The sequence below is a fragment of the Streptomyces boluensis genome (assembly GCF_009908195.1).
GTDB classification, from domain to species: Bacteria; Actinomycetota; Actinomycetes; order Streptomycetales; family Streptomycetaceae; genus Streptomyces; species Streptomyces boluensis.
Window position 1 is genome coordinate 1 of the sequence record NZ_JAAAHS010000007.1, and the last position, 22,731, is coordinate 22,731.

The 22,731-nt window shown below is 71.3% G+C and carries 23 protein-coding genes; 13 read left to right on the plus strand and 10 right to left on the minus strand.

Annotated features, from left to right (window positions below; translation table 11 throughout):
* The 4 genes from GUY60_RS01930 to GUY60_RS01945 form a co-directional block, all read right to left on the minus strand.
* The coding region (locus GUY60_RS01930; protein ID WP_161693076.1) for an MFS transporter at nucleotides 1-1,132 on the minus strand (1,132 nt) is incomplete at its 3' end.
* Entirely contained in the window at nucleotides 1,129-2,976 is a 1,848-nt protein-coding gene (locus GUY60_RS01935) for an IucA/IucC family protein (protein WP_161693077.1), read from the minus strand. The genes GUY60_RS01935 and GUY60_RS01930, both read right to left, overlap by 4 nt.
* A complete protein-coding gene (locus tag GUY60_RS01940) occupies nucleotides 2,973-4,169 on the minus strand; it encodes an ATP-grasp domain-containing protein (protein WP_161693078.1) in 1,197 nt (398 codons plus the stop codon). Before GUY60_RS01940 ends, GUY60_RS01935 begins: the two co-directional genes overlap by 4 nt.
* A 92-nt stretch (nucleotides 4,170-4,261) precedes the next feature.
* Nucleotides 4,262-4,906: an ABC transporter substrate-binding protein gene (locus tag GUY60_RS01945; RefSeq protein ID WP_312866152.1), complete on the minus strand. Its 645-nt coding sequence runs from the start codon at nucleotides 4,904-4,906 to the stop codon at nucleotides 4,262-4,264.
* A 25-nt stretch (nucleotides 4,907-4,931) separates the two neighbouring features.
* Here GUY60_RS01945 and GUY60_RS01950 point away from each other — a divergent pair, with 25 nt between their 5' ends.
* The 3 genes from GUY60_RS01950 to GUY60_RS01960 are packed head-to-tail and all read left to right on the plus strand — an operon-like array spanning nucleotide 4,932 to nucleotide 7,424.
* Nucleotides 4,932-5,519: a DUF5998 family protein gene (locus tag GUY60_RS01950; protein ID WP_161693079.1), complete on the plus strand. Its 588-nt coding sequence runs from the start codon at nucleotides 4,932-4,934 to the stop codon at nucleotides 5,517-5,519.
* On the plus strand, nucleotides 5,519-6,721 hold the full coding sequence (locus tag GUY60_RS01955; RefSeq protein ID WP_161693080.1) for an alkaline phosphatase family protein: 1,203 nt from the start codon (nucleotides 5,519-5,521) through the stop codon (nucleotides 6,719-6,721). Before GUY60_RS01950 ends, GUY60_RS01955 begins: the two co-directional genes overlap by 1 nt.
* A 52-nt stretch (nucleotides 6,722-6,773) precedes the next feature.
* Complete coding sequence (locus GUY60_RS01960; RefSeq protein WP_161693081.1) at nucleotides 6,774-7,424, plus strand: thymidine kinase; 651 nt, start codon at nucleotides 6,774-6,776, stop codon at nucleotides 7,422-7,424.
* A gap of 56 nt (nucleotides 7,425-7,480) precedes the next feature.
* Here the strand turns inward: GUY60_RS01960 and GUY60_RS01965 are convergent, their stop codons facing one another.
* Nucleotides 7,481-8,266 carry a VOC family protein gene (locus GUY60_RS01965; RefSeq protein WP_161693082.1) on the minus strand — a complete coding sequence of 262 codons (786 nt, stop codon included), beginning with the start codon at nucleotides 8,264-8,266 and terminating at the stop codon, nucleotides 7,481-7,483.
* A gap of 244 nt (nucleotides 8,267-8,510) precedes the next feature.
* Between GUY60_RS01965 and GUY60_RS01970 the strand changes: the two genes are divergently transcribed.
* Complete coding sequence (locus GUY60_RS01970) at nucleotides 8,511-9,362, plus strand: sulfurtransferase (RefSeq protein WP_187369909.1); 852 nt, start codon at nucleotides 8,511-8,513, stop codon at nucleotides 9,360-9,362.
* Between the two features lie 71 nt (nucleotides 9,363-9,433).
* Here GUY60_RS01970 and sepH read toward each other — a convergent pair whose 3' ends face one another.
* A complete protein-coding gene (gene sepH / locus GUY60_RS01975) occupies nucleotides 9,434-10,537 on the minus strand; it encodes a septation protein SepH (RefSeq protein WP_161693084.1) in 1,104 nt (367 codons plus the stop codon).
* Nucleotides 10,538-10,998: 461 nt separating this feature from the next.
* Here sepH and GUY60_RS38710 point away from each other — a divergent pair, with 461 nt between their 5' ends.
* Nucleotides 10,999-12,276, plus strand: a complete 1,278-nt coding sequence (locus GUY60_RS38710) for a hypothetical protein (protein WP_246234160.1) — start codon at nucleotides 10,999-11,001, stop codon at nucleotides 12,274-12,276.
* A 3-nt stretch (nucleotides 12,277-12,279) separates the two neighbouring features.
* Here GUY60_RS38710 and GUY60_RS01985 read toward each other — a convergent pair whose 3' ends face one another.
* Complete coding sequence (locus GUY60_RS01985; protein ID WP_161693085.1) at nucleotides 12,280-13,647, minus strand: D-arabinono-1,4-lactone oxidase; 1,368 nt, start codon at nucleotides 13,645-13,647, stop codon at nucleotides 12,280-12,282.
* Complete coding sequence (locus tag GUY60_RS01990) at nucleotides 13,559-14,848, minus strand: MFS transporter (RefSeq protein ID WP_161693086.1); 1,290 nt, start codon at nucleotides 14,846-14,848, stop codon at nucleotides 13,559-13,561. Before GUY60_RS01990 ends, GUY60_RS01985 begins: the two co-directional genes overlap by 89 nt.
* A 118-nt stretch (nucleotides 14,849-14,966) precedes the next feature.
* On the opposite strand from GUY60_RS01990, the gene GUY60_RS01995 reads away from it, so the two are divergent.
* The gene (locus tag GUY60_RS01995) at nucleotides 14,967-16,097 is read left to right on the plus strand and encodes a ferrochelatase (protein WP_161693087.1); all 1,131 of its coding nucleotides are present in this window, start codon (nucleotides 14,967-14,969) and stop codon (nucleotides 16,095-16,097) included.
* 13 nt (nucleotides 16,098-16,110) lie between these two features.
* Nucleotides 16,111-16,911, plus strand: coding sequence for an inositol monophosphatase family protein (locus GUY60_RS02000; RefSeq protein WP_161693088.1), 801 nt, complete (start codon nucleotides 16,111-16,113; stop codon nucleotides 16,909-16,911).
* 96 nt (nucleotides 16,912-17,007) lie between these two features.
* Here the strand turns inward: GUY60_RS02000 and GUY60_RS38155 are convergent, their stop codons facing one another.
* Nucleotides 17,008-17,169 carry a hypothetical protein gene (locus GUY60_RS38155; protein ID WP_187369910.1) on the minus strand — a complete coding sequence of 54 codons (162 nt, stop codon included), beginning with the start codon at nucleotides 17,167-17,169 and terminating at the stop codon, nucleotides 17,008-17,010.
* A 306-nt stretch (nucleotides 17,170-17,475) separates the two neighbouring features.
* Between GUY60_RS38155 and GUY60_RS02005 the strand changes: the two genes are divergently transcribed.
* The 4 genes from GUY60_RS02005 to GUY60_RS02020 all read left to right on the plus strand — a co-directional run bounded on the left by GUY60_RS02005 (nucleotide 17,476) and on the right by GUY60_RS02020 (nucleotide 20,984).
* Nucleotides 17,476-18,129, plus strand: a complete 654-nt coding sequence (locus GUY60_RS02005) for a response regulator transcription factor (RefSeq protein ID WP_161693089.1) — start codon at nucleotides 17,476-17,478, stop codon at nucleotides 18,127-18,129.
* A gap of 7 nt (nucleotides 18,130-18,136) precedes the next feature.
* Entirely contained in the window at nucleotides 18,137-19,381 is a 1,245-nt protein-coding gene (locus GUY60_RS02010; protein WP_161693090.1) for a sensor histidine kinase, read from the plus strand.
* A 389-nt stretch (nucleotides 19,382-19,770) separates the two neighbouring features.
* Nucleotides 19,771-20,067 carry a DUF4193 domain-containing protein gene (locus GUY60_RS02015; RefSeq protein WP_161693091.1) on the plus strand — a complete coding sequence of 99 codons (297 nt, stop codon included), beginning with the start codon at nucleotides 19,771-19,773 and terminating at the stop codon, nucleotides 20,065-20,067.
* Nucleotides 20,068-20,081: 14 nt separating this feature from the next.
* On the plus strand, nucleotides 20,082-20,984 hold the full coding sequence (locus GUY60_RS02020; protein WP_161693092.1) for a hypothetical protein: 903 nt from the start codon (nucleotides 20,082-20,084) through the stop codon (nucleotides 20,982-20,984).
* Nucleotides 20,985-21,036: 52 nt separating this feature from the next.
* On the opposite strand, the gene GUY60_RS02025 is transcribed toward GUY60_RS02020, so the two are convergent.
* On the minus strand, nucleotides 21,037-21,540 hold the full coding sequence (locus GUY60_RS02025; protein WP_161693093.1) for a DUF3093 domain-containing protein: 504 nt from the start codon (nucleotides 21,538-21,540) through the stop codon (nucleotides 21,037-21,039).
* Nucleotides 21,541-21,598: 58 nt separating this feature from the next.
* Here GUY60_RS02025 and GUY60_RS02030 point away from each other — a divergent pair, with 58 nt between their 5' ends.
* Both GUY60_RS02030 and dut read left to right on the plus strand, forming a co-directional pair.
* Nucleotides 21,599-22,183 carry a PaaI family thioesterase gene (locus GUY60_RS02030; RefSeq protein WP_161693094.1) on the plus strand — a complete coding sequence of 195 codons (585 nt, stop codon included), beginning with the start codon at nucleotides 21,599-21,601 and terminating at the stop codon, nucleotides 22,181-22,183.
* A complete protein-coding gene (dut, locus tag GUY60_RS02035; protein ID WP_161693095.1) occupies nucleotides 22,180-22,731 on the plus strand; it encodes a dUTP diphosphatase in 552 nt (183 codons plus the stop codon). The genes GUY60_RS02030 and dut overlap by 4 nt, the downstream gene beginning before the upstream one ends.

A 22,731-nucleotide genomic window follows, 5' to 3' on the forward strand; every position in this document is an offset into this window, starting at 1 on the left:
GGGGTGCGCCGGGGCCGAACCAGCTGTTGCCGGCCGCGGCGGCCAGGCCGGCGGCGACAGCGCCGGCCTTGGAGAAGAACTCGAGCGAGCCGAACATGCCGCCGGGCGCACGGCCCTTGGCACAGGCCGCGGAGAGCAGGGAGAGGCAGACGAGCCCGAGGGTGAGCCCGGCGCCGAGCAGCAGCCGGGCCCCCACGAACGCGGGCAGCGCGTCCGCGACTCCGTGGGCGGCGAGGCCGAGCGCGATACAGCCGAAGCCGAGCGCGAGCCCGAGCCGGGGACGGCTCTGGAAGGCGGAGTGCACCCAGAACGCGGACACCAGGTAGCAGAGGTGCGGCAGCGCGAAGAGCACGCCGGACAGGAGCGGGGTGGTGCCCGGTATTTGCTCCTCGACCAGCGGGATCAGATAGGGGAAGGAGATGACGGTGGAGAACACGAAGGCGAACTCGAGGGCGTAGCGGGCGCGCAGGGACGTGGTCGGGGACGTGGCCGGGGACGTTCCGGTGTCATCGGCGGCGGGCTCGGCCTTGGGGGGAGTCGGCGTCGTGGCGGGTTCCGGCAGCGCGGCCAGCATCAGGGCCGCCCCGAGGGGCAGGACGGCGAGCAGGGCGTACTGCCGGTGGGGCGAGATCCAGGGTGTGAGGGCTCCGACGACGATGGGGGCGAGTACGAGGGCGGCTCGTGCGCTTCCCTGCATCAGGGTGAGGGCTCTGGACAGGGCGGGGCCTTCGAGCGCGGCGCCCAGGTAGGCGTTGGACGCGGCGAACGTGCCGCCGAGGATGCCCTGGAGGATCAGGGCGGCGGTGAATGTCGCGAGCGAATCGGCCCACCCGGCGCATACGAAGGCGACGGCGAGGCCCAACTGGGCCCGCAGCAGCAGCCGTTTGCGGCCGTACCGGTCGGCGAGCCGCCCCCACAGGGGAGCGCCGAGCCCGCCGAAGACGGTGGGCACGACGTACAGCAGACCGGCCCACTGCCCGGTCGAGTCACCGAGGCCGGGAAGGATCTCGGTGAGATACGGGGGCAGGCCGAGGGCGGCGAACGACGCGACGAAGTAGCAGCCGGCGACGGCGTGCACCTGGCGGCGGCTGAGCGCGGACGCGTCCGGCCCCGTGGCCTCCGTGGCGGTCACCGTGTTCCGCCCGCGCGGCGCAGGTAGTTGGGGCCCTGGGTGTAGTGCTTGTTGATGTCGGCGGCGCCCGAGCGTTCCTTGCTGAGCAGGGTGCCCGCGCTGACCATCGCCTTGACCGGCAGGCTCGGCGCGTCCAGGACGTGGGCGCGCAGCACGGCCCCCGGCTCGCACGGGCCCGGACCGGTGCCGAGCCGCTCGACGGCTTCGGCGAGACGGTCCCGTACGAGCCCGAGGAGCGTGTCGAGCGGGGCGTGGCCGTGCCGGGCGAGGCCGAACGCGTACGCGCCCGCGCACAGGTGCACGGTGATCGTGGTGAACAGGTCGGTGAGCGCGCGGTCGCCGTCGGCCAGGATCCGCGGATCGGTGAAGTCCGACGGTGCGGGGGCGTCGGCGCCGAGCGTCTCGGACAGGCGGGCGTGGTGGATGCGCGGCCCGTCGTTGTCCTTGAACAGCAGCCGCAGTGTGGTGTCGCCCGCAGCACCCCGGTCGAGTACGAGCGAGATGTTCTGCTGGTGGGACTCCAGGGCGATGCCGTAGCCGAAGAGGGTGGTCTGCCAGTCGAAGAGGAGGGTGAGGCAGGCGTCGAGCAGGGCGAGCGGGTCGCCGCCGTAGAACCGGTCGGCGAGGTGGTCGATGACGAGCCGGCCGTCGGGCGCCCGGCTCAGCAGGGCGGCCATGGGGACGACGGCGGACGAGTCGAGTCCGGCCGGGTAGCGGCGGCAGAGGGCGGCGAGCAGCTCGTGGCCGGCGTGCAGGTAGGTGCTCTCGTCGGCGTGCAGGATCGTGCCGTGCAAGCGTTCCTCGCGGGCGGCGACGGTCTCGATCAGGCGTTGTCCGATGGCGCCGTTCACGAGGGTGCGGGGCTTGATGGTGCGGCGGTTGCGCAGCCCGAGCGAGGCCGTCGCGAGCGGCACCTTGATGTGCAGGCCGGGGTCGTCGCAGACGGCCACCGTACGCATCGACAGGGTCGGGACGACGTCGAGGTACGGCCGGTCGGCGAGCACGGCCCGGTCTTCGAGGCCGCTCTCCCGCAGAGCTTCGCGCAGCGGCGCGCCGAGCGACAACGGGTGCACCGGGAGCGCGAGATGGCTGCGGTCGAGCTCGGGCAGACCAAGCTGCGCAGGAGTGGGCCAGCTGTCGGGGAGCGCGGTGGGGCCGCCGGGCAGGGTGAGGTCCTCGTGCGGTACGGCGAGCCAGCGCAGCTTGAAGGTCGGGTGGAACTCGGGTGCGTAGGCGCGCAGTTGGACTTCGTCGAGGCCCGAGCGGCCGCGCGCCGTGGGGTAGACCGGGTGGTCGAGCCGGGCGGCGAGGGTGTCGTGGCCGAGTCCGGCGGCGAGGCCGGTCCAGTCGGCGACGGCGGGGCCGTGGCGTTCGGTGAGGGCGCCGGTGACCTCGTCGTCCGTGCGGGTGTGCAGCCGCATGGTGGTGAGGGTCTGGCGGCACTCCACCAGGAAGTCGTCGAAGCCGCTGCGGTCGGCGGGGTCGGTGAAGTCCCGTAGGGCGCCGACGACTTCCTCGACCGTGGTCAGCGTGGCGCCGTCCGTGGCCGAGGTGGCGCTGTCGGACTCGCGCAGCAGCATCGGAAGCCGGGCGGCGTCGGCGCACTGGAACCCGTCGTCGACGACCGGGAGCAGTACGGCGTTCCCGGCACTCTCAGCGCCCCCGTCACCGTCGGCAAGGCGCAGCCACCGGCCGTCGGAACGCTCTACGGGGACGCTACGGGTACGCAGTCCGACGACGTCCTCGCGCAGCAGGGCGCTCAGCACCCGCAGCAGGAGTGCCGACTCGTCGGCGCCGACAGGGGCCGCGACAGGAGCCGCGGCAGGCGCGGCGGTCGTGGTCACGGGGTGAACTCCCAGTGCTGTTCGGCGAGATGGCTCGCCACGGCGCGGTCCACGGTGTCCTGGTCGGTTCCGGTGGCCCGGAGCACTCCGACGTAGTCGCGGTTGGTGTGGTGCAGCTCGTGCCGCTCGCCGACCGCGCGCAGCGGACGGTACGTCAAGTGCACGCCGTCCACGGTGAGTTCGGCGGCCTCGGGGGCGGCGGTGAGGGTTCCGGCGCGGTCGGCGCACAGGTGGTCGATACGGGCCCTGCCGTCACCGCGCGCGCCGAGGTCGGCGGGGAGCGGCTCGCCCAGGTGGGTGCGGAGGATGTGCTCGAACAGGGGGATGCCGAGGATCTCCTGGAGCATCAGGTCGCACTGGTCGCCGATGACCCGGTAGTTGACCTCGATGATCCGGGCGCGGCCCTCGTGGACCACGAACTCCGTGTGGCAGGCGCCGAATGCGACGCCGAGCGCGTCGAGTTGGGCGAGCACCTGCGCGACGACCGGCGCGGGGTGCGCGGAGACGTAGGTGTGCCGCTTCTCGATGAAGTGCGGCGGCGGGGACAGCTCGGTGTGGAAGCCGCCGAGGACATGGCGGACCGTGCCGTCGCCGAGGGTCTCCAGGGTGTACAGCTCACCGACGAGGTACTCCTCGACGACGAGCGCGGTCCCCGGCCGGCGTGCCTGGATCTCCTCGCAGTGCCGCACGAGTTCGTCGGCCGAGTCCACGAGCACCACGTCCTCGCTGGCCACGCCCTCGCGGGGCTTGACGACGCACGGGTACGGCACGGCCACCGGGTGCGCGAGCAGCTCGGCGGGGTCCTGGCCCGGGGCGAGTTCGGCGGACCACACGGTGTCCAGGCCGGTGGCGGCGAGGTGCCTGCGCATCTCGGCCTTGTCCTTGGCGCGCAGCGCCGCCTGCCAGTCCTTCGCGGGCAGGCCGAAGTACTCGGCGGCCAGGGCAGTTTGAGTCTGGAGGTGGTCGCTGTTGGTGAAGACCGCGTCCGCCCGGTGGTGGGTCGCGATCCGGGTGATGACGGCTCGGTAGTCGCGTACGTCGCACTCCAGGATCTCCAGATCCGGGTGACGGCGCCGGTGGGGCTCGGGCTTGTCGGTGAGGAGGGTGATGTCGACGCCGAGACGGCGTGCGGCGGGGAGGAAGCCCTCGGAGACCGAGTCGGTCGGGTTGAGGGCGAGGAGATACATCCGCATGGGCGGAAAACCCTTCGGGGCAAGGGAGTTGAGGTGCGGTGAAGCCGGCCGGCGGGGCGGGCGCGAGCGGTGTCCCGCCCCGCCGGAGGGCGTTACGCCTTCGGCAGCTCGACGCCGGTCGCCTTCGCGACGTCGGCGAGCATGTGCCGGGCGGCCTGGACGCCGATGCCGGACATCCAGGTCTCGTCCGGGACGGTGAAGACCTTGTCGTTCTTGACGGCCTTCAGGCCCTTCCAGACCGGGTTGGACGTGACGTCCTTCTGCTTGGTCTTCTCGGGGGCGTCGGCGAGGGTGACGAAGACCAGGTCGGCTTCGGCCTTGTCGATCTGCTCCGGGCTGACGTCCTTCATCGAGACCTCGGGGTCCTCGGACGACTGGGACTTCGGGCGCTCCAGGCCGATGTCCTCCAGGACGACGCCGCTGTACGCGGACTTCTGGTAGAGGCGGGTCGGGCCGGCGATGAAGCGGACGACCGAGGCGGAGGGCGTCTTGCCCTTGTACTTCTTGTCGATGGCCTCGCCGAGGGCCTTCGCCTGCTTCTCGTAGCTCTTGAGCTCCGCCGCGGCTTCCTTCTCCATGCCGAGAGCCTTGGCGTGGACGGCCAGGTTCTCCTTCCACGGGCCACCGGTGGTCTCGGTGAAGACGGTCGGGGCGATGGCGTTGAGCTTGTCGTAGACCTTCTCGTGGCGGACCTTCGAGGAGAGGATCAGGTCCGGCTTCAGCGAGGCGATCTTCACGACCCGGCCCCCGTAGGATGGGCATATGGCGAAGACCGGTACGACGACCCAGGGGCTGCGCACGGCGATCGAGCGCAGCGGCTATTACCCGGCCCTCGTGGCGGAGGCGGTGGAGGCCGCCATCGGCGGGGAGGCGATCGTGTCGTACCTGGTGCACCAGGAGACCACGTTCGACGCCAACGAAGTGCGCCGTCACGTCACCGTGCTCGTCCTCACCGGAACCCGCTTCATCGTCAGCCACACCGACGAGCAGGCCGCCGACTCCACCTCCCCGACGCCGTACGCCACGACGTCCACGGAGTCCGTGAAGCTCGGCCGGATCTCCTCGGTCGTGGTCAGCCGGGTCGTGGCGAACCCGGAGAAGTACCAGCCCGGCAGCCTGCCCCGCGAGGTGCTGCTGACCATCGGCTGGGGCGCCGTCGCCCGGATCGACCTGGAGCCCGCCGCCTGCGGCGACCCCAACTGCGAGGCCGACCACGGGTACACGGGCAATTCGACCGCCGACGACCTGAGCCTGCGGGTCAGCGAGGCCGGTGACGGCCCCGACACCGTGCGCCAGACCCTGGACTTCGCGCAGGCGCTCTCCGAAGCCACCGCGGCGACCGCACGCTGATGGCGGAGCCCTACTGGCCGGAGCACCCGGAGTTCCTCTCCGTCGAGTCGGCACCCGTCCCCGCCTACGGCACCGGCTCCCTCGCCGACCTGCTGCCCACCCTGGCCGGCGGCATGGGCGTACAGATCCCCGGAGCGCACACGGGGATCCCCGAGCTCGCACCGGCCGACCGGAACTGCGTCTTCCTGATCGACGGCCTCGGCTGGGAGCAACTGCTCGCCCACCCCGACGAAGCGCCGTATCTGACCTCCCTGATCGGCAGTTCGCGCGGCGGCACCGGGCGCCCCATCACCGTCGGCTTCCCCGCGACCACCGCCACCTCGCTCGCCTCGGTGGGCACAGGCCTGCCGCCCGCGGCGCACGGCCTGCCCGGTTACACGGTGCGGAACCCCGAAACCGGCCAGTTGATGAACCAGCTGCGCTGGAACCCGTGGACCCCGCCGCACATCTGGCAGCCCTACCCGACGGTCTTCCAGCTCGCCGACAAGGCGGGCGTGCACACCGCGCAGGTCTCCTCCCCGGCCTTCGCGCAGACGCCGCTCACCAAGGTCGCCCTCAGCGGCGGCGCCTTCCACGGCAGGCTCTCCGGCGAGGAGCGCATGGACCTCGCGGCGGCTCAACTCGCCGCGGGAGACCGCTCGTTGGTCTATACGTACTACTCCGAAGTGGACGGCAAGGGTCACCGCTTCGGTGTCGACTCGGACGCCTGGCGCGGCCAGCTGATGTACGTCGACCGGCTGGTCCAGCGCCTCGCCGAGCAACTCCCGCCGCGCTCCGCCCTGTACGTCACGGCGGACCACGGCATGATCGACATCCCCTTCGACGAGCAGCACCGCATCGACTTCGACGAGGACTGGGAGCTGCGCGCCGGGGTCGCGCTGCTCGGCGGCGAGGGCCGCGCCCGCCATGTCTACGCCGTCCCGGGCGCCGAGAGCGACGTACTGACGTGCTGGCGTGAGGTGCTCGGTGAGCAGTTCTGGGTGGCGAGCCGCGAAGAGGCCATCGCGGCGGGCTGGTTCGGCCCGCCCGGCACCTGCGACGAGCGGGTGTACGGCAGGCTCGGCGATGTGATCGCCGCCGCCCGCGACGACGTCCTGATCATCGCCTCGGAGCGCGAGCCCAACGAGTCGGCGATGGTCGGCAACCACGGCTCCATGACGGCCGTCGAGCAGCTGGTCCCGCTCCTCGAAGTCCGCGCCTGAGCCTGGCTCCCGCTCCCACCCCTCGTACGTACCGAAAGGTCCTCAACTCCCCATGCCCGAGCTGGTGTTCTTCTCCGGAACGATGGACTGCGGAAAGAGTACGTTGGCGCTCCAGATCGGTCACAACCGGTCGGCGCGTGGGCTGCAGGGCGTGATCTTCACCCGCGACGACCGGGCGGGCGAGGGCAAGCTGTCGTCGCGGCTCGGCCTGGTCACCGACGCGGTCGAGGCGGCACCCGACCTCGAGTTGTACGGGTACCTGGTGGAGAAGATGTCCCGCGGCGACCGGGTGGACTACGTGATCGTGGACGAGGCCCAGTTCCTCGCCCCGGCGCAGATCGACCAGTTGGCGCGGGTGGTGGACGACCTGGGGATGGACGTCTTCGCGTTCGGCATCACCACCGACTTCCGCACCAAGCTCTTCCCGGGCTCGCAGCGCCTGATCGAACTGGCCGACCGGCTGGAGACCCTGCAGGTCGAGGCCATGTGCTGGTGCGGCGCACGCGCCACGCACAACGCCCGCACGGTCGGCGGGAAGATGGTCGTCGAAGGCGAGCAGGTCGTGGTCGGCGACGTGGACCGGTCCGCGGAAGAGGTCGGGTACGAAGTGCTGTGCCGCCGCCATCACCGCCGCCACATGACGAGCGCCACGGCCCACGCCGCAGCCCTCTCCCCGGACGTCCTCCCGGCGGGCCCGGCCTAGGCCTGCCTGCCGGAGCCGGACCTGCCCGGGACCGCGACCTCAGCGACCTCAGCCGCTCACCCGCCGGCCATCTCCTCCGAGTGCACCACGCTGAACGACGCGCCCTCCAGGTCCGCGACCGTCGCCAGACGTCCATGGCCGCTGTCGCGCGGCGGCCGCAGCACATGGCCGCCGAGTTCGACGACCCGGTCCACCGCCTCGTCCACGTCGCTGACCTCGAAGTACGTCATCCAGTGCGGGCCGCGCTCGGCTGGCAGGGCGTTGCCGACGCCATGGATCCCGGCCACCGGCTGCCCGTCCAGGTGCAACGTCACGTAGTCGAAGTCCGCCGAGATCACGGCCTCCTCGGTGTACCCGAAGACACCCTCGTAGAACTTGCCGACCGACGCGGTGTCCCGGGTGACCAGCTCGTTCCACACCGCCGTGCCCGGTCGGCCGCCGCCCGAGCCGCCCATGTGCGCGGCCGGCTGCCAGACGCCGAAGATGGCGCCCGTCGAGTCGGTGGCGATGACCAGGCGGCCCGCCTTGCCCGCGTCGAGCGGGCCGACGCCGACCGTGCCGCCGCAGTGCCGGATGGTCTCCGCGGTGGCTCCTGCGTCATCGGAGGCCATATAGGGCGTCCAGGCGATGGGCAGCTGCCGGTCGGGCGGCAGCTGGCCGATTCCCGCCACTTCGTGCCCGTCGAGCAGCGCCCGGACGTACGGCCCGAGCTGCTCGGGCCCGGGGCGGAAACTCCAGCCGAACAGTGCGCCGTAGAACTCCTGGGTCGTCTCCAGGTCGTGCACCATCAGACTGACCCAGCACGGTGTGCCGGGCGTGTGCCGAGCTGTGGACTCGGTCATCGTTCTCTCTCCTCGGACCGTCATGGGGATCCACCGGGGTGCGGGACCAGATGCTCGCACCACCACCGGCACCCTGCGCCAGGGCCGTGCCGTGCTCCACGGGATCTTGCGGGAGGGTGCCCGGAATATTGCAGCTCACCCGTTTCCATACCGTTTCCGTCAGGTGTCGATCTACGGAACGGCAGGCGGTGCAGGTTAATCGCCCCTGGACGGGGCGGCCAGGCCTTGCGCAAGGATGGGGGCCATGAAAGCCATCATCGCTGGATCCGAACTCGCGAGCGACCTGACCGGTGTGAACCCGCCGGTCGTCCTCGACGTCCGTTGGCAGCTCAGCGTGGCCAAGACCGCCGGTGAGCCGGGTTTCGACGGCCGCGCCGCGTATGCGTCCGGCCACCTTCCGGGCGCCGTCTTCGTGGACCTGGACGCGGAACTGGCCGCTCCGCCCGGCCCCGGCGGCCGCCACCCGCTGCCGGACCTGGAGACCTTCGGCGCCGCCATGCGCGCGGCCGGGGTGAGCGCCGACCGGGACGTCGTTGTGTACGACGGCGGGCAGGGCTGGGCCGCGGCACGCGCCTGGTGGCTGTTGCGCTGGACGGGTCACCCCTCGGTACGCGTCCTTGACGGCGGCCTGGCCGCTTGGGCGGGTGAGGTGTCCACCGCGGTACCCACTCCGGAGCCGGGGGACTTCGTGCCGGCGCCCGGCGCGACCGGTGCGGTGGACGCGGACGGCGCCGCCGCGCTCGCCAGCTCCGGACTGCTCCTGGACGCCCGCGCGGCGGAGCGCTACCGGGGCGACGTGGAGCCCATCGACCGGGTCGGCGGCCACATCCCGGGCGCGGTATCGGCGCCCACCACGGAGAACACCGGAGCGGACGGCCGTTTCCTGCCGGGTGGCCAACTGGCCGCGCGTTTCAGGTCACTTGGCGCCGACGAGGGCACGGAGGTCGGCGTGTACTGCGGCTCCGGCGTATCGGGCGCCCATGAGGTGCTCGCCCTGGCGGTGGCCGGGATCGACGCGGTGCTGTATCCCGGCTCGTGGTCCCAGTGGTCCTCCGACCCGTCACGCCCGGTGGCCACGGGGCCGGACCCGCGGTAGCGGGCGTACGCGAAGAAGGGCCCCGAGTCGTACGGACGGCTCGGGGCCCTTCGGGGGTGCGTGACCCTCGCTCAGTCCTGCTTCTTGCGGCGGGTGCCGAACACGATCTCGTCCCAGCTGGGCACCGCTGCCCGACGGCCGGGGCGGACGCCGTCCGCTTCGGCCTGCCGGTCGGTGGTGCCGACCAGCCGGTCCCGGTGTCCGGCGACCGCGCGCGGCATCAGCACGTCCGCGTAGGCCGACCCGGCGGACGCGGCCGGGGCCGGGGGCTCCTCCGCCTCCGGCCCCTGCTCGGGCTCCTCGACGGTGGGCCGCTCCGTGGTGGACGTGGAGTTGGCGCTCGCGGCGGGCGCGGTGCCAGGTCCCGTGGTGGGCGCGGGCGGCGCGGGGCGCTCGGGCACCACCATGTCGCCACGGAAACTCGGCACCGCTTCGAGCAGGCTGGTCAGCGAGTCCCGCTCGTCGTCGGTCTCCTCGACCGGTTCGGGTGCGGGAATGCTCGGGCGCTCCAACTGCCGGTCGAGGGCACGGTCGAGCGGCCGGTCGCGGGGGAGCCGGGCGATCCGCGGTACGAACGGGAAGCTGGGCTCGGGCGGCGCGATGTCGTCGGACTCACCGATGAGCGAGCGGGCCTCTTCGTCCACGGCCTGGACGAGCCGCCGGGGCGGGTCGTACGTCCAGCTCGCGGTGTGCGTCTCGTCCGCCACGCGGTACCCGAGCAGCACCTCCCAGGTGCCGTCGTCGCGGCGCCAGGAGTCCCACTGGATGGAGTCCTTGTCGACGCCACGGATCAACAGCCGCTCCTGCACGGCCTCGCCGAGCTGGGGACCGGTGTTCTCGCCGGGGCGACGGACGGGTGTCTTACGGGCCCGCTCCGCCATGAACGCGCGCTCGGCGAGGACGGGGCCCTCGAAGCGGCGCACCCGGTCGACCGGGATACCGGCGAGCTGGGCGACCTCCTCGGCGGAGGCGCCGGCCCGTATCCGGGCCTGGATGTCGCGGGGGCGGAGGTGGCTCTCCACCTCGATTTCGATCTGGCCGAGGCGTGGGCGATCGCCGCGCACTGCAGCGCGCAGTCGTTCATCGATCGGAAGCGTGTACTCCGTCGAGTCCGCAGCCTTCAACACCAGCCGTGTGCCGTCGTTGCTGACGGCCACGACACGCAGTTCGGGCATGGGGACCTCCCGGGTGGTGCCTGCCGACGTCACGTGCGTCGCTGCTTCCGCTAGTCGAGTGTGGCCTGCCCGGGTGCAGCCTGCCACAACCTTGCCGAGTTGCCCGGCGTGTCGGGCAACGGCCCTGGACCGCCGTTATGGCACGGTTACCTATTCGCAACTCTAAGTGACTGCTCGTCACTCTGTGCAGCGAGCCCCCTCCCGGAGAAGCCGAAACCGTCCCGGGCACCCAGGTTGGAGACCGGACCCAGGGCTCGCAACAGTACTCCATTCGGGCCACTCGGGTGGACCGCCGCGCTGCCGAAGTTCTCACGGCGCAAGGGAGTTGGGAGTCGTGGATCACGAAACCCCAGTTGGTGAAGGTGTCCTCCTTCACAGAATCCCCGGAAACGGAACTATCCGCTTCGCCCAAATGTCACTTGTTAGTGCAGTCAGGAGCGAACGGCGGTCAAGGGACGGGGATGGACGAGAAGGAAGGTGCCGGACGAACCGGCACGAAGCTGAAGCGCAAGAAGATAGAACTGAACGTTCCGCAGGTGGCGGGCAGTGCCGTCGCCGCGGTCGTCGCCGCGAAGATGGCGTCCAGTTTCGGTGTCTACGGCACGATCCTCGGCGCCGGTCTGGTCAGCGTCATCGCGACCTGCGGCGGCTCGATCTTCCAGCACTTCTTCTCGCGTACGGGTGAGCAGGTGCGGGAGGCCGCGGAGAAGGCCAAGCCGCGGGCCCGGCAGGTGCCGGTGACCGCGGATGGCCGTCCCGTTCCGGAGACCTTCCGCGGCTCGGCGGCGCCCAAGACCGGTCCTGTGACGACGAGTTGGCGTCCCGGTGTGGTGACCGCCGAGGGTGACGCGAAGACCGCCTTGCCCGCCGCGGCCGGCGCCGCCGACGACGCGGCGAGGACTCAGCTGGTCACGGCCGCGGACGCGGACCGCACCCAGCTCCTGACCTCCGTCGACCTGCCCGACCCCGCTTCCGAGGACGCCGCCGCCGACGACCGCACCGAACTCCTGGCCACGGTCGACGACGACCGCACCCAGCTCCTGACCACGGTCGCCGGCGACCGCACCCGGCTCCTGACGCCCGTCGGCGCGGGTGCCGCGGGTCCGGCCGACGCCACGCGCGCGTTGCCGCGGGCCGAAGAGACGATGCTGCTGCGGGCCGACGGCGCCGGAACTCCGCCCGCGGACACGGAGACCCGGCTGCTCGGCGGCGCGAAGCTCCCGCTCGACGGGGTGCCCGAGGCGTACGGCGAATCCGTCGTGCAGGGCAAGCGGGTCAAGAGCTGGAAGCGGCCGCTGCTCGGGGCCGCGCTGGTCTTCGGCGTGACCATGGCGGGGATCGCCTCGTACGAACTGGTCTCCGGCGACAGTTTCAGCGGCAATGACTCGCGGGTGCTGCAGCCCGGTTCGTGGAGCGGGTCCGGATCGGGCTCCGGTGAGCAGCGGCAGGACGATCCGGAGCGGAGCCCTTCGCGGACCACGCCGACCGAGGGTGGCACGCCCGGCGCCGACCGGCTGACCCCGGGCACCGGGCCGACGGCGACGCCCGGCGGAGACAGCGGTACGAAGCCGCAGCCGACGCCGACCCCGTCGCGCTCCGCGGAGCAGCCGACGCCCACACCGAGCGCGTCCGAGTCCGACGAGCCGACCACGGATCCGTCGAGCCCGAGCCCTTCCGACGAGGGCGAGGCGGGCGACGGCGACGGGGCTCAGGAGCGCGGCGTCACGCCGACCGGCTGAGCGTCACGGGCCGAGGACCCGGCGCAGGTAGTCGTTGCCGAACAGGCCGTCCGGGTCCAGGCGTTCACGGAGCGCGGTGAACTCGCCGAAGCGTGGATAGACCGAGGACAGGTACTCCGCGTCCCGCGTGTGGATCTTGCCCCAGTGCGGCCGCCCGGCGTGCTCGGTGAAGATCTTCTCGGCGGCCGTGAAGTACGCCTGGTGGGGCGTGCCCTTGTACATGTGCACCGCGATGTACGCCGTCTCCCGGCCCGATGCGGTCGACAGGGCGATGTCGTCGGCGGGTGCCGTGCGGACCTCGACCGGGAAGCTGATGCGCAGGTCGGAGCGGTCGACCATGGTCTTGAGCTCGCGCAGCGCGGGCACCAGGGCGTCGCGCGGAACGGCGTACTCCATCTCCAGGAAGCGCACCCGGCGCGGAGATGTGAAGACCTTGTACGGGATGTCCGTGTAGGTGCGGGCGGAGAGCGCCTTGCTGGAGATCTTCGCGACCGAGGGGATGGTCGCGGGGAAGGCGCGGCCCAGCGAATTGACCGCCTGGAAAAGCCCGTTGGAGAGGAACTCGTCCTCGAACCAGCCGCTCAGGGCGCCCACCGGGGCCTCGGGGCCGGCGCTGCGGTTGTTGCGCTTGGTGTTGCAGTTGCCGGTGTGCGGGAACCAGTAGAACTCGAAGTGCTCGTTCTCCGCGAAGAGTTGATCGAAATCTGCGGTGACCTTGTCGAAGGTCATCGGCTCCTCGCGGGCCGTGAGCAGGAAGACCGGCTCCACGGCGAAGGTGATCGCGGTGACCACGCCGAGCGCGCCGATACCGATGCGGGCGGCCGCGAAGACGTCCGCGTTCTCCTGCTCGGAGCAGGTGAGCACCGAACCGTCGGCGGTGACCAGCTCGAGGGCGCGGATCTGGGCGGATATGGACGCCGAGTCGCGGCCGGTGCCGTGGGTGCCGGTGCTGGTGGCGCCCGCGACGGTCTGCTCCATGATGTCGCCCATGTTCGTGAGCGACAGACCTTCACGGGCCAGGGCAACGTTCAGGCGCTTCAGCGGAGTTCCCGCCTCCACCGTGACGGTGCCCGCCTCGCGGTCGAGCTTCCGGATGCCGGTCAGCAGGTCGGGGCGGATCAGGACGCCGTCCGTCGCGGCGGCCGCGGTGAAGGAGTGGCCCGTACCGACCGGCTTCACGCGCTCGCCGCGCTCGGCGGCGGTGCGCAGGGCCGCGGCCAGCTCGTCCACGGAGGCGGGGGTCACCTCCCGCGTCGGGCGCGCGCTGACGTTCCCCGCCCAGTTACGCCACTGGGTCGGGCGCTGGGTCCGCGGCGCGCCCCTGCCGTTCGTCGGCTGCCCTGTCGTACCCGCCGTGTGCTGCGTGTTCATCGGCCTCTCCCCGCTGCGGCGCCGGCCTGCTCAGCCGGCGGTACCCCAGGAACGCGACCGCGACCGCGACGGCACCGGCGACCGCCGGAACCGCGTACCCCGCGTCCGCCCCGGCCGCGTCGATCACCCAGCCGGAGGCCGACGAGCCGAGCGCGATGCCGACCGCGAGCCCGGTGGACGTCCAGGTCATGCCCTCGGTCAGCTTCGCGCGTGGTACGTGCTGCTCGACCAGGGCCATGGTGGTCACCATCGTCGGCGCGATGGACAGGCCCGCGACAAACAGCGCCACGGCCAGAAACGGAAGGTTCCCGACCAGTTGAAGCGGGATCATACTCACGGCCATCGCACAGACACCCAGCAGCCACCGGCGGGAGGCCGAGCCCTTGAGGTGCAGCAGCCCGAAGACCACGCCCGCCAGGCAGGAACCGAGCGCGTAGACCGCGAGCACCAGGCTGGCCGCGGCCTTGTGGCCCTCGGCCTCCGCGAACGCCACCGTCACCACGTCGATGGCCCCGAAGATCGTCCCGGTCGCGACAAATGTCAGCACCAGGACCTGGAGCCCCGGCGACTTCAGCGCCGAACCCCCGGTGTGGTGCTCACGCGGATGCGGTACGGGTTCGGTGCGGTGCTGCGCGGTCAGCCAGAACACACCCGTGGCGAGGAAGAGACCGGCGAGCAGCGGGCCCGCTTCCGGGAACCAGGCGGTGGACAGACCGATCGAGACGATCGGCCCGAAGATGAAGCAGATCTCGTCGACCACAGACTCGAAGGAGTACGCGGTGTGCAGCTTGCGCGGGTCGGTCTGGTACACCCACACCCAGCGGGAGCGGACCATCGAGCCGAGGCTCGGCACACAGCCCACGCCGGCGGCGAAGACGAACAGGGTCCAGTCCGCGAGCTCCAGCTCCGCGGCGACGAGCAGTCCGGCCACGGCCGCGAGCGCGACAAGCGTCGCGGGCCGCAGTACCCGCCGCTGCCCGTGCCGGTCGACCAGGCGGGAGATCTGCGGACCGATCACCGCGGCCGAGAGCGCGACGGTGGCGGAGAGCGCCCCGGCGAGGCCGTACCGCCCGGTGAGCTGGGAGATCATCGTGACGATGCCGATGCCCATCATCGCCAGCGGCAGTCGGCCGAAGAACCCGGCCAGGGAGAACGCGCGAGTGCCGGGGGCGTCGAAGATCGCGCGGTAGGGGCTGGGCAAGAAGGGCTCCGCTGACTGCTCGGTAAGGCGTGAAGATGGCCTATACAGCTTACGGCCGGGGCCCGGTGCGACGCACCGCGTTTTCGGTCGGCCCGGAGCGGGTGGCAGGATCGGATCCATGCCAGATGTCCTTGACTCCACCCCCTATGACGCCCTGCTGCTGCTCTCCTTCGGCGGCCCCGAGGGCCCGGACGACGTCGTTCCGTTCCTGGAGAACGTGACGAAGGGCCGGGGCATCCCGAAGGAGCGCCTCAAGGAGGTGGGGCAGCACTACTTCCTGTTCGGTGGGGTCAGCCCGATCAACGACCAGAACCGCGCGCTGCTCGACGCCCTGCGCAAGGACTTCGCCGGGCACGGCCTCGACCTGCCGGTCTACTGGGGCAACCGCAACTGGGCCCCGTACCTGACCGACACCCTGCGCGAGCTGGTCACCGACGGCCACCGCCGCGTCCTGGTCCTGGCCACCAGCGCGTACGCCTCGTACTCCGGCTGCCGCCAGTACCGCGAGAACCTCGCCGACGCGCTCGCCACCCTGGAGGCCGAGGGCCTGGAGCTGCCGAAGGTCGACAAGCTCCGGCACTACTTCAACCACCCCGGCTTCGTCCGCCCCATGATCGACGGCGTACTGAAGTCGCTCGCCGAACTCCCCGCGGACGTACGGCAGAACGCCCAGCTCGCGTTCACCACGCACTCCATCCCGACCGCCGCCGCCGACACCTCGGGCCCGGTCGAGGAGCACGGCGAGGGCGGCTCGTACGTGAAGCAGCACCTGGACGTGGCCCGGCTGATCGTCGACGCGGTGGCCGAGGAGACCGGCGTCGCCGACCGGCCCTGGCAGCTCGTCTACCAGTCCCGCTCCGGGGCCCCGCACATCCCGTGGCTGGAGCCGGACATCTGCGATCACCTGGAGGAGCGGCACGCGGCCGGAGCTCCCGCCGTCGTGATGGTGCCGATCGGCTTCGTCTCGGACCACATGGAGGTCCTCTACGACCTCGACACCGAGGCCACCGCCAAGGCCGCCGAGCTCGGCCTGCCGGTCGCGCGCTCCGCGACGGTCGGCGCCGACCCCCGGTTCGCCGCCGCGGTCAGGGAACTCGTCCTGGAGCGCGCCCGCGGCGAACGGGGCGAGGACATCCGCCCCTGCGCCCTCGGATCGCTCGGCCCGAGCCACGACCTGTGCCCGGTCGGCTGCTGCCCCGCCCGCGCGCCCAAGCCCGCCGCGGCAGGCGTCGACAGCCCCTACGCGTAAGGAACGGACCACCGTGACCGACCAGTTGAAGGCCGAACTCCTCGAGCTCGCCGTCGAGGCCGCCGAGCGCGCGGGCACGTTCCTGCGCGACGGCCGCCCCGAGGACCTCGGCGTCGCCGCCACCAAGACCAGCGCCGTCGACGTCGTCACCGAGATGGACATCGCCTCCGAGAAGCTGATCACCGGCTTCCTCGCCGACCGCAGGCCCGACGACGGCTTCCTCGGCGAGGAGGGCGCGAGCGTCACGGGCAGCAGCGGCGTCCAGTGGGTCATCGACCCCATCGACGGCACCGTGAACTACCTGTACGGGCGCCCCGCCTGGGCCGTCTCCATCGCCGCCCGCAAGGACGGCGAGACGCTCGTGGGCGTCGTGCACGTGCCGATGCAGGGTGAGACGTTCCGCGCGGCCCTCGGCGACGGCGCCCACGTCAACGAGCGGGAGCTGCGGGTCGGCACCGCCCCGACCTTCGCCCAGACCCTCCTCGGCACCGGCTTCGGGTACCTGGAGGAGCGCCGGGTCCGGCAGGCCGAGGTGGTCGGCAAGCTGATCCCGCAGGTCCGCGACATCCGCCGCGGCGGCTCGGCCGCCATCGACCTGTGCGACGTGGCGTACGGCCGCCTCGACGCGTACTACGAGCGCGGCCTGAACCCCTGGGACTTCGCCGCCGGTGACCTGATCGCGCGGGAGGCCGGCGCCCTGGTCGGCGGCCGCCCCGGCGACGGCCCGTCCGAGGAGCTCACCGTGGCAGCGCCGCCCGGCCTCTTCGAACTCCTCCAGGGCAAGCTGGAGGAACTCGGCGCCTGGCACGACTGACCGGCCCCGACGCGCACGTGAAGGCCCCGGCACCTGGGAGGTGCCGGGGCCTTCACGCGTGTACGCGCGTTGCGTAACGGAACGGATCGGGGAAGGTCAGGCGACCTGCACGCCGTGCTCGGCGGCGAGGCGGCGCAGGTCGTCGAGCTCGGCCTCCTCGACCTCCACGAGGAAGTCGTCGCCGTCCTCGCGAGCCTGCGAAAGGTCGGACTCAGTGGCCTTTATGCGTTGCAGGAGCCCTGCGGTGAATGCGTCCATGGTTGCGCCCCCTCGTCGTGGGTCGTGGTCGGTGGCACGGGGTGTGCCCTCGGGAAGGGGCGATCACGTCTGTCGCAGCACTTAGCGCGCTGCTCGTGGCGTGCCACTTGCAAAGAGTGATCGCGGGTGTGCAGTCGTCCTCCCCAGGGGTACTTCCGGCAAAACCTCAACTCGCCCCCGAATCCCGGAATTCCACGTTCGCGCTACCGCCTTACAGCCGGTTTATGGGCGAAAGAGGCAGGATGGAGGCACTCACCACTCGTGATCAGGCCTGCCCGGCAAGGGCCAAGCGGAAGGACCAAGGACGTGCGCGTACTCGTCGTCGAGGACGAGCAGCTGCTCGCCGATGCGGTGGCCACCGGACTGCGCCGGGAGGCCATGGCCGTCGACGTCGTGTACGACGGCTCGGCCGCCCTGGAACGCATCGGGGTGAACGACTACGACGTAGTGGTGCTCGACCGCGACCTCCCGGTCGTCCACGGCGACGACGTCTGCCGGAAGATCGTCGAGCTGGGCATGCCCACCCGCGTCCTGATGCTGACCGCCTCCGGCGACGTCAGCGACCGTGTGGAGGGCCTGGAGCTCGGCGCGGACGACTACCTGCCCAAGCCCTTCGCGTTCACCGAGCTCACCGCACGTGTGCGCGCCCTGGGGCGGCGTACGACAGTGGCGCTGCCGCCCGTCCTCGAGCGCTCCGGCATCAAGCTCGACCCCAACCGCCGCGAGATCTTCCGGGACGGCAAGGAGATCCAGCTCGCCCCGAAGGAATTCGCCGTCCTGGAGGTGCTGATGCGCAGCGAGGGCGCCGTCGTCTCGGCCGAACAACTCCTGGAGAAGGCCTGGGACGAGAACACCGACCCGTTCACCAATGTCGTGCGCGTGACCGTGATGACCCTGCGCCGCAAGCTCGGCGAACCCGCCGTCATCGTCACCGTGCCCGGCTCCGGCTACCGGATCTGATGCCTCCATGGCAGCGACCCCGGCGCCACCGACGGCGCCTCCGAAGCCGACGTACGCCCCGCGCGCGGAGCCACCGTTCCCCTGGCTGCGCCCGACCATCCGGATACGGCTCACGCTGTTGTACGGCGGGATGTTCCTGATCGCGGGCATCCTGCTGCTCTCGATCATCTATCTCCTCGCGGCACAGGCCGTGCACGTGGGCAACGAGATGCCGTTCCGCGTGGTCTCGGGCAACTTCACCATCCAGAGCGACGCCTGCCCGGCGATCTCGGGGCACACCTACCAGAGCCAGAGCACGTTCAACGACGCGATGAACGCCTGCGTCAACCACCAGCGCCAGAAGGCCCTCGACGACCTGCTCAGCCGGTCGCTGCTCGCCCTCCTCGGGCTCAGCGTGATCGCGTTCGCCTTCGGGTACGCGATGGCGGGCCGGGTGCTCTCGCCGCTCGGCCGGATCACCCGTACCGCCCGCCAGGTGGCCGGTTCCGACCTGTCCCGGCGGATCGAACTCGACGGTCCCGACGACGAGTTGAAGGAGCTCTCGGACACCTTCGACGAGATGCTGGACCGCCTCGAGCGCGCGTTCACGGCCCAGCAGCGGTTCGTCGCGAACGCCTCGCACGAGCTCCGCACCCCCCTGGCCATCAACCGCACGCTCCTCGAAGTGCACCTGTCCGACCCCGGTGCGCCCCCGGAGCTCCAGCAGCTCGGCAAGACGCTGCTGTCCACCAACGAGCGCAGCGAGCAGCTCGTGGAGGGCCTGCTGCTGCTCGCCCGCAGCGACAACCAGATCGTGGAGCGCAAGCCCGTGGATCTGGCCGAGGTCGCCTCCCGCGCCATCGACCAGGTCCGGGCGGAGGCCGAGGAGCGAGGCGTGGAGATCCGCGGCGAACGCGGCCTCGCGGTGGTCCAGGGCAACGGCGTCCTGCTGGAGCGGATCGCCCTGAACCTGGTGCAGAACGCGGTCAGGTACAACGTCGGGGCGGACGGCTGGGTCGAGGTCAGGACCGAGTCGAAGGAGGGCCGGGCGGTCCTCGTGGTCTCGAACACCGGACCAGTGGTCCCGGCGTACGAGATCGACAACCTCTTCGAGCCCTTCCGCAGGCTGCGTACCGAGCGGACGGGGAGCGACAAGGGGGTCGGTCTCGGCCTCTCCATCGCCCGCTCGGTGGCGAGGGCGCACGGAGGCCGTATCATCGCGGAGCCTCGCGAGGGGGGCGGTCTCGTGATGCGAGTCACCCTGCCCATCTGAGATGCTGCTGCGGATTCGCCGAGTTCGCTTTGAGCGGAATTTTCGGGACCTGAACCTGGAGAGTCCGTGTGGAATCGATCACAGAGGCGAATTTCAGGCCATCTACTCTCCGTGAGCGTCAGAACCGCCGGAAAGCCGGGAAAATGCGGGTTTTCGGGGGTCTTGATAACGGGAAGTACACGGGGTGGCGCCCGTGAAGTGCGACAAGTGGACCGTGTACGGTCCCCATCGCCATCCAAGCTGCCGCCTCATCCGGGGTGCGGTTGGGTGTCGATTGAGTAACAGACCTTGATGTGAGGCAAAATCTCCGCCTCAGGTCGGGCACAAGTCCGGCCTCTCACGCGTTACGTGCGCTGAAGACACCACACACCCAGAGGGGGAGAGCGACAATGGCAACGGATTACGACACCCCACGCAAGACCGATGACGACGTCGATTCGGACAGCCTTGAGGAACTGAAGGCCCGCCGGAACGACAAGTCCGCTTCTTCGGTCGACGTCGACGAGTTCGAGGCGGCCGAGGGCATGGAACTGCCCGGCGCCGACCTCTCCAATGAGGAACTGGCCGTTCGGGTCCTGCCCAAGCAGCAGGACGAGTTCACCTGCATGAGCTGCTTCCTGGTTCACCACCGCAGCCAGCTGGCCCGCGAGAAGAACGGCCAGCCGATCTGCCGCGACTGCGACTGAGGCGGGGGTCGGCCGTGACAGGCTCGACCCCGCCCCGGAAGCGGTTCTTCCGGAAGCGGGACGCAATCGGTGGCCCGGCCATCGACGGCACCCCGCTCGACGGCGTACCTGACGACGAGCGAGGCCCCCAGGCCTCGCTCGAAGCCATGGACGCCGACGGCCCCAGCGGCAGGCGCGACATCGACGGCACCGCCGTCGACAGAGCGCCGCGCCTCGACGGGCACCCGGCCCGCCCCGGACGCCTCGCAGCCGTCAGGAACGGCGTACGCAAGGGCGGCCAGGGCGCCAAGGCCGGCATCGGCTACCTCGCCGACCGGATCATCGAGAACGCACCGCGGATCCCGGTGCGCGATCTGGCGACCCTGCGCAAGCAGTTCCCGGGCCTCGGGCCCGAGCAGATCGCCGACAAGCTGGTGGCGGGTGCGCGTAACGGCACCTCGACCGTCGGCGCGGGTGTGGGCGCGGCCGCGATGCTGCCCGTACCGCCCGCGATGCCCGCCGAACTGGCCGCAGAGATCACCGGTGTGGCCGCGATCGAGCTGAAGCTCGTCGCCGAGCTGCACGAGGTCTACGGCCTGCGCCCGCCGGGCAACCTCAAGCTGCGCTCCGCCGCCTACCTGCACTCCTGGTCCGAAGAGCGCGGGATCGACATGGCCAAGCCGATGTCGGTCAATGCGGCGCTCGGCGGCCAGCTGAAGCGCGAGCTGCGCCAGCAGATCATGAAGCGCATGGTCAGGAACCTGCCGAACCTGATGCCGTTCATGGTCGGAGCGGCGGTCGGCGCGGTCATGAACCGCAGAGAGACCAGCAAGCTCGCCGACAGCGTGCGCAAGGACCTGCGCAAGCAGCAGGTGCCCTGGGACGCACTCGGTGAACTCCCGCCCCTGGAGCGGGCGATGAAGCCGCTGGAGAGCTAGGGCCCGGCCCCCTGAAGGCCCAGGCCGGTACGCCCTGCCCAGCCGGCATGACCTACTGCGACGCGCTCTCCGTGCCGCGCGGAGCGGTCTGCGCCGGGGACTTCGTCCCGTCCGGTGCGAGCGCTGCCGCCAGCGCCGCCGGGGTCCTGGTCGACAGGTACAGATACGGCGTCGGGTCCTGCTCGTCCGTGACCGGTACGCGTACCGCCGTGGGGACGTAACTGCGCAGCAGCATGAAGGCGCGCGGGTCGGCCTTGTACGAACGCCAGGCGCGGGCCTCCGTCTCGTCCAGGACCTCCGGGGTCCCGAGGGCGGACAGCGGGAGCCGGGCGTCGCCCGCGACCAGGGAGTCCGCCACCACGCGGATCCGGGCGGAGCCGTACGCGCTGACCCCGACCGCCGCCAGGGCCGCCGCACCGATGAGGCCGGCGAGCATCGGCAGCGCGCCGAGCGGCAGCATGATCAGACCGCCCGCGATCCCGATCAAGCCGGTGATGATCCACCAGGAACGGGGTGCGGTGAGGCGTTCGTCGTAGGTTTCGGCGGAGAGCTCCATACCGCCAAGCTTGGCACGGTGCCCGGGTTCTCAGGCCGCGCGGGTAAGGTCTGCGCCTGTGAGTGGACGTACACCTTCGTTGACGCCCCCGGACGACGCCGTCGCGCCGGTGCGGCACCCTGATGCCCCGGCGCCCGGCGAGCTGCTCGGCGCGCACTACGAGCACTGTTTCGGCTGCGGTCATGGACAGCCGCACGGACTGCACCTGGAGGCGCGGGCCGCCGAAGGGGTCGCGATCCGCGCGGAGTTCACGGTGAAGCCCGAACATCAGGGCGCGCCGGGGCTCGCGCACGGCGGCGTGCTCGCCACCGCGCTCGACGAGACGCTGGGCTCGCTGAACTGGCTGCTGCGGGTGATCGCGGTGACCGGTCGCCTGGAGACCGACTTCGTACGGCCGGTGCCGGTGGACACGGTGCTGCACCTGGACGCGGAGGTCACGGCGGTCGCCGGGCGGAAGATCTACTCGAGGGCCACCGGCCGGATCGGCGGGCCTGACGGCCCGGTCGCGGTCCGCGCGGAGGCGCTGTTCATCGAGGTGAAGGTCGACCACTTCATCGACAACGGCCGTCCCGAGGAGATCCAGGCGGCCATGGAGGACCCGGACCAGCTGCGTCGTGCGCGTGCCTTCGAGGTGAACCCGTGACCGCCTCCGCCGGCGGCTTCGGCGCCCGTAGGCCCCTCGACGTACAGATCCGGCGCGTGGACCCGGACGTACCGCTTCCGAGCTATGCGCAGCCGGGTGACGCGGGGGCCGATCTGCGCACCACGCAGGCGGCCGAACTCGCCCCGGGGGAGCGGGCGGTGCTGCCCACCGGGGTGGCCATCGCGCTGCCCGAGGGGTACGCGGCCTTCGTGCACCCGCGATCGGGCCTGGCCGCGCGCTGCGGTGTGGCTCTGGTGAATGCCCCAGGGACGGTGGATGCCGGGTACCGTGGGGAGATCAAGGTGATCGTCGTGAACCTCGACCCGCGGGAGACCGTGCGGTTCGAGCGCTTCGACCGGATTGCCCAGCTCGTCGTCCAGCAGGTCGAGAAGGTGAGCTTCCACGAAGTAGCGGAGCTTCCCACTTCGGCGCGGGCCGAGGGGGGTTTCGGGTCCACCGGGGGACATGCCGCAGTGGACGGCAACGCGGGTGGGCAACAGGGCGGGAATCGATACGCTTCGGTCGTATCCGACCGGGAAGGACAGTGA

Bases quoted from the DNA above. Each gene is read 5' to 3' on its own strand.
- GUY60_RS38710 (WP_246234160.1), top strand. From the start codon at position 10,999: ATGGACGAGAAGGAAGGTGCCGGACGAACCGGCACGAAGCTGAAGCGC.
- sepH (WP_161693084.1), bottom strand. From the start codon at position 10,537: ATGCCCGAACTGCGTGTCGTGGCCGTCAGCAACGACGGCACACGGCTG.
- GUY60_RS01995 (WP_161693087.1), top strand. From the start codon at position 14,967: ATGCCAGATGTCCTTGACTCCACCCCCTATGACGCCCTGCTGCTGCTC.
- GUY60_RS01950 (WP_161693079.1), top strand. From the start codon at position 4,932: ATGGCGAAGACCGGTACGACGACCCAGGGGCTGCGCACGGCGATCGAG.
- GUY60_RS01985 (WP_161693085.1), bottom strand. From the start codon at position 13,647: ATGAACACGCAGCACACGGCGGGTACGACAGGGCAGCCGACGAACGGC.
- GUY60_RS01955 (WP_161693080.1), top strand. From the start codon at position 5,519: ATGGCGGAGCCCTACTGGCCGGAGCACCCGGAGTTCCTCTCCGTCGAG.
- GUY60_RS01965 (WP_161693082.1), bottom strand. From the start codon at position 8,266: ATGACCGAGTCCACAGCTCGGCACACGCCCGGCACACCGTGCTGGGTC.
- GUY60_RS38155 (WP_187369910.1), bottom strand. From the start codon at position 17,169: ATGGACGCATTCACCGCAGGGCTCCTGCAACGCATAAAGGCCACTGAG.
- GUY60_RS01960 (WP_161693081.1), top strand. From the start codon at position 6,774: ATGCCCGAGCTGGTGTTCTTCTCCGGAACGATGGACTGCGGAAAGAGT.
- GUY60_RS01940 (WP_161693078.1), bottom strand. From the start codon at position 4,169: ATGCGGATGTATCTCCTCGCCCTCAACCCGACCGACTCGGTCTCCGAG.
- GUY60_RS02015 (WP_161693091.1), top strand. From the start codon at position 19,771: ATGGCAACGGATTACGACACCCCACGCAAGACCGATGACGACGTCGAT.
- GUY60_RS02025 (WP_161693093.1), bottom strand. From the start codon at position 21,540: ATGGAGCTCTCCGCCGAAACCTACGACGAACGCCTCACCGCACCCCGT.
- GUY60_RS02010 (WP_161693090.1), top strand. From the start codon at position 18,137: ATGGCAGCGACCCCGGCGCCACCGACGGCGCCTCCGAAGCCGACGTAC.
- GUY60_RS01970 (WP_187369909.1), top strand. From the start codon at position 8,511: ATGAAAGCCATCATCGCTGGATCCGAACTCGCGAGCGACCTGACCGGT.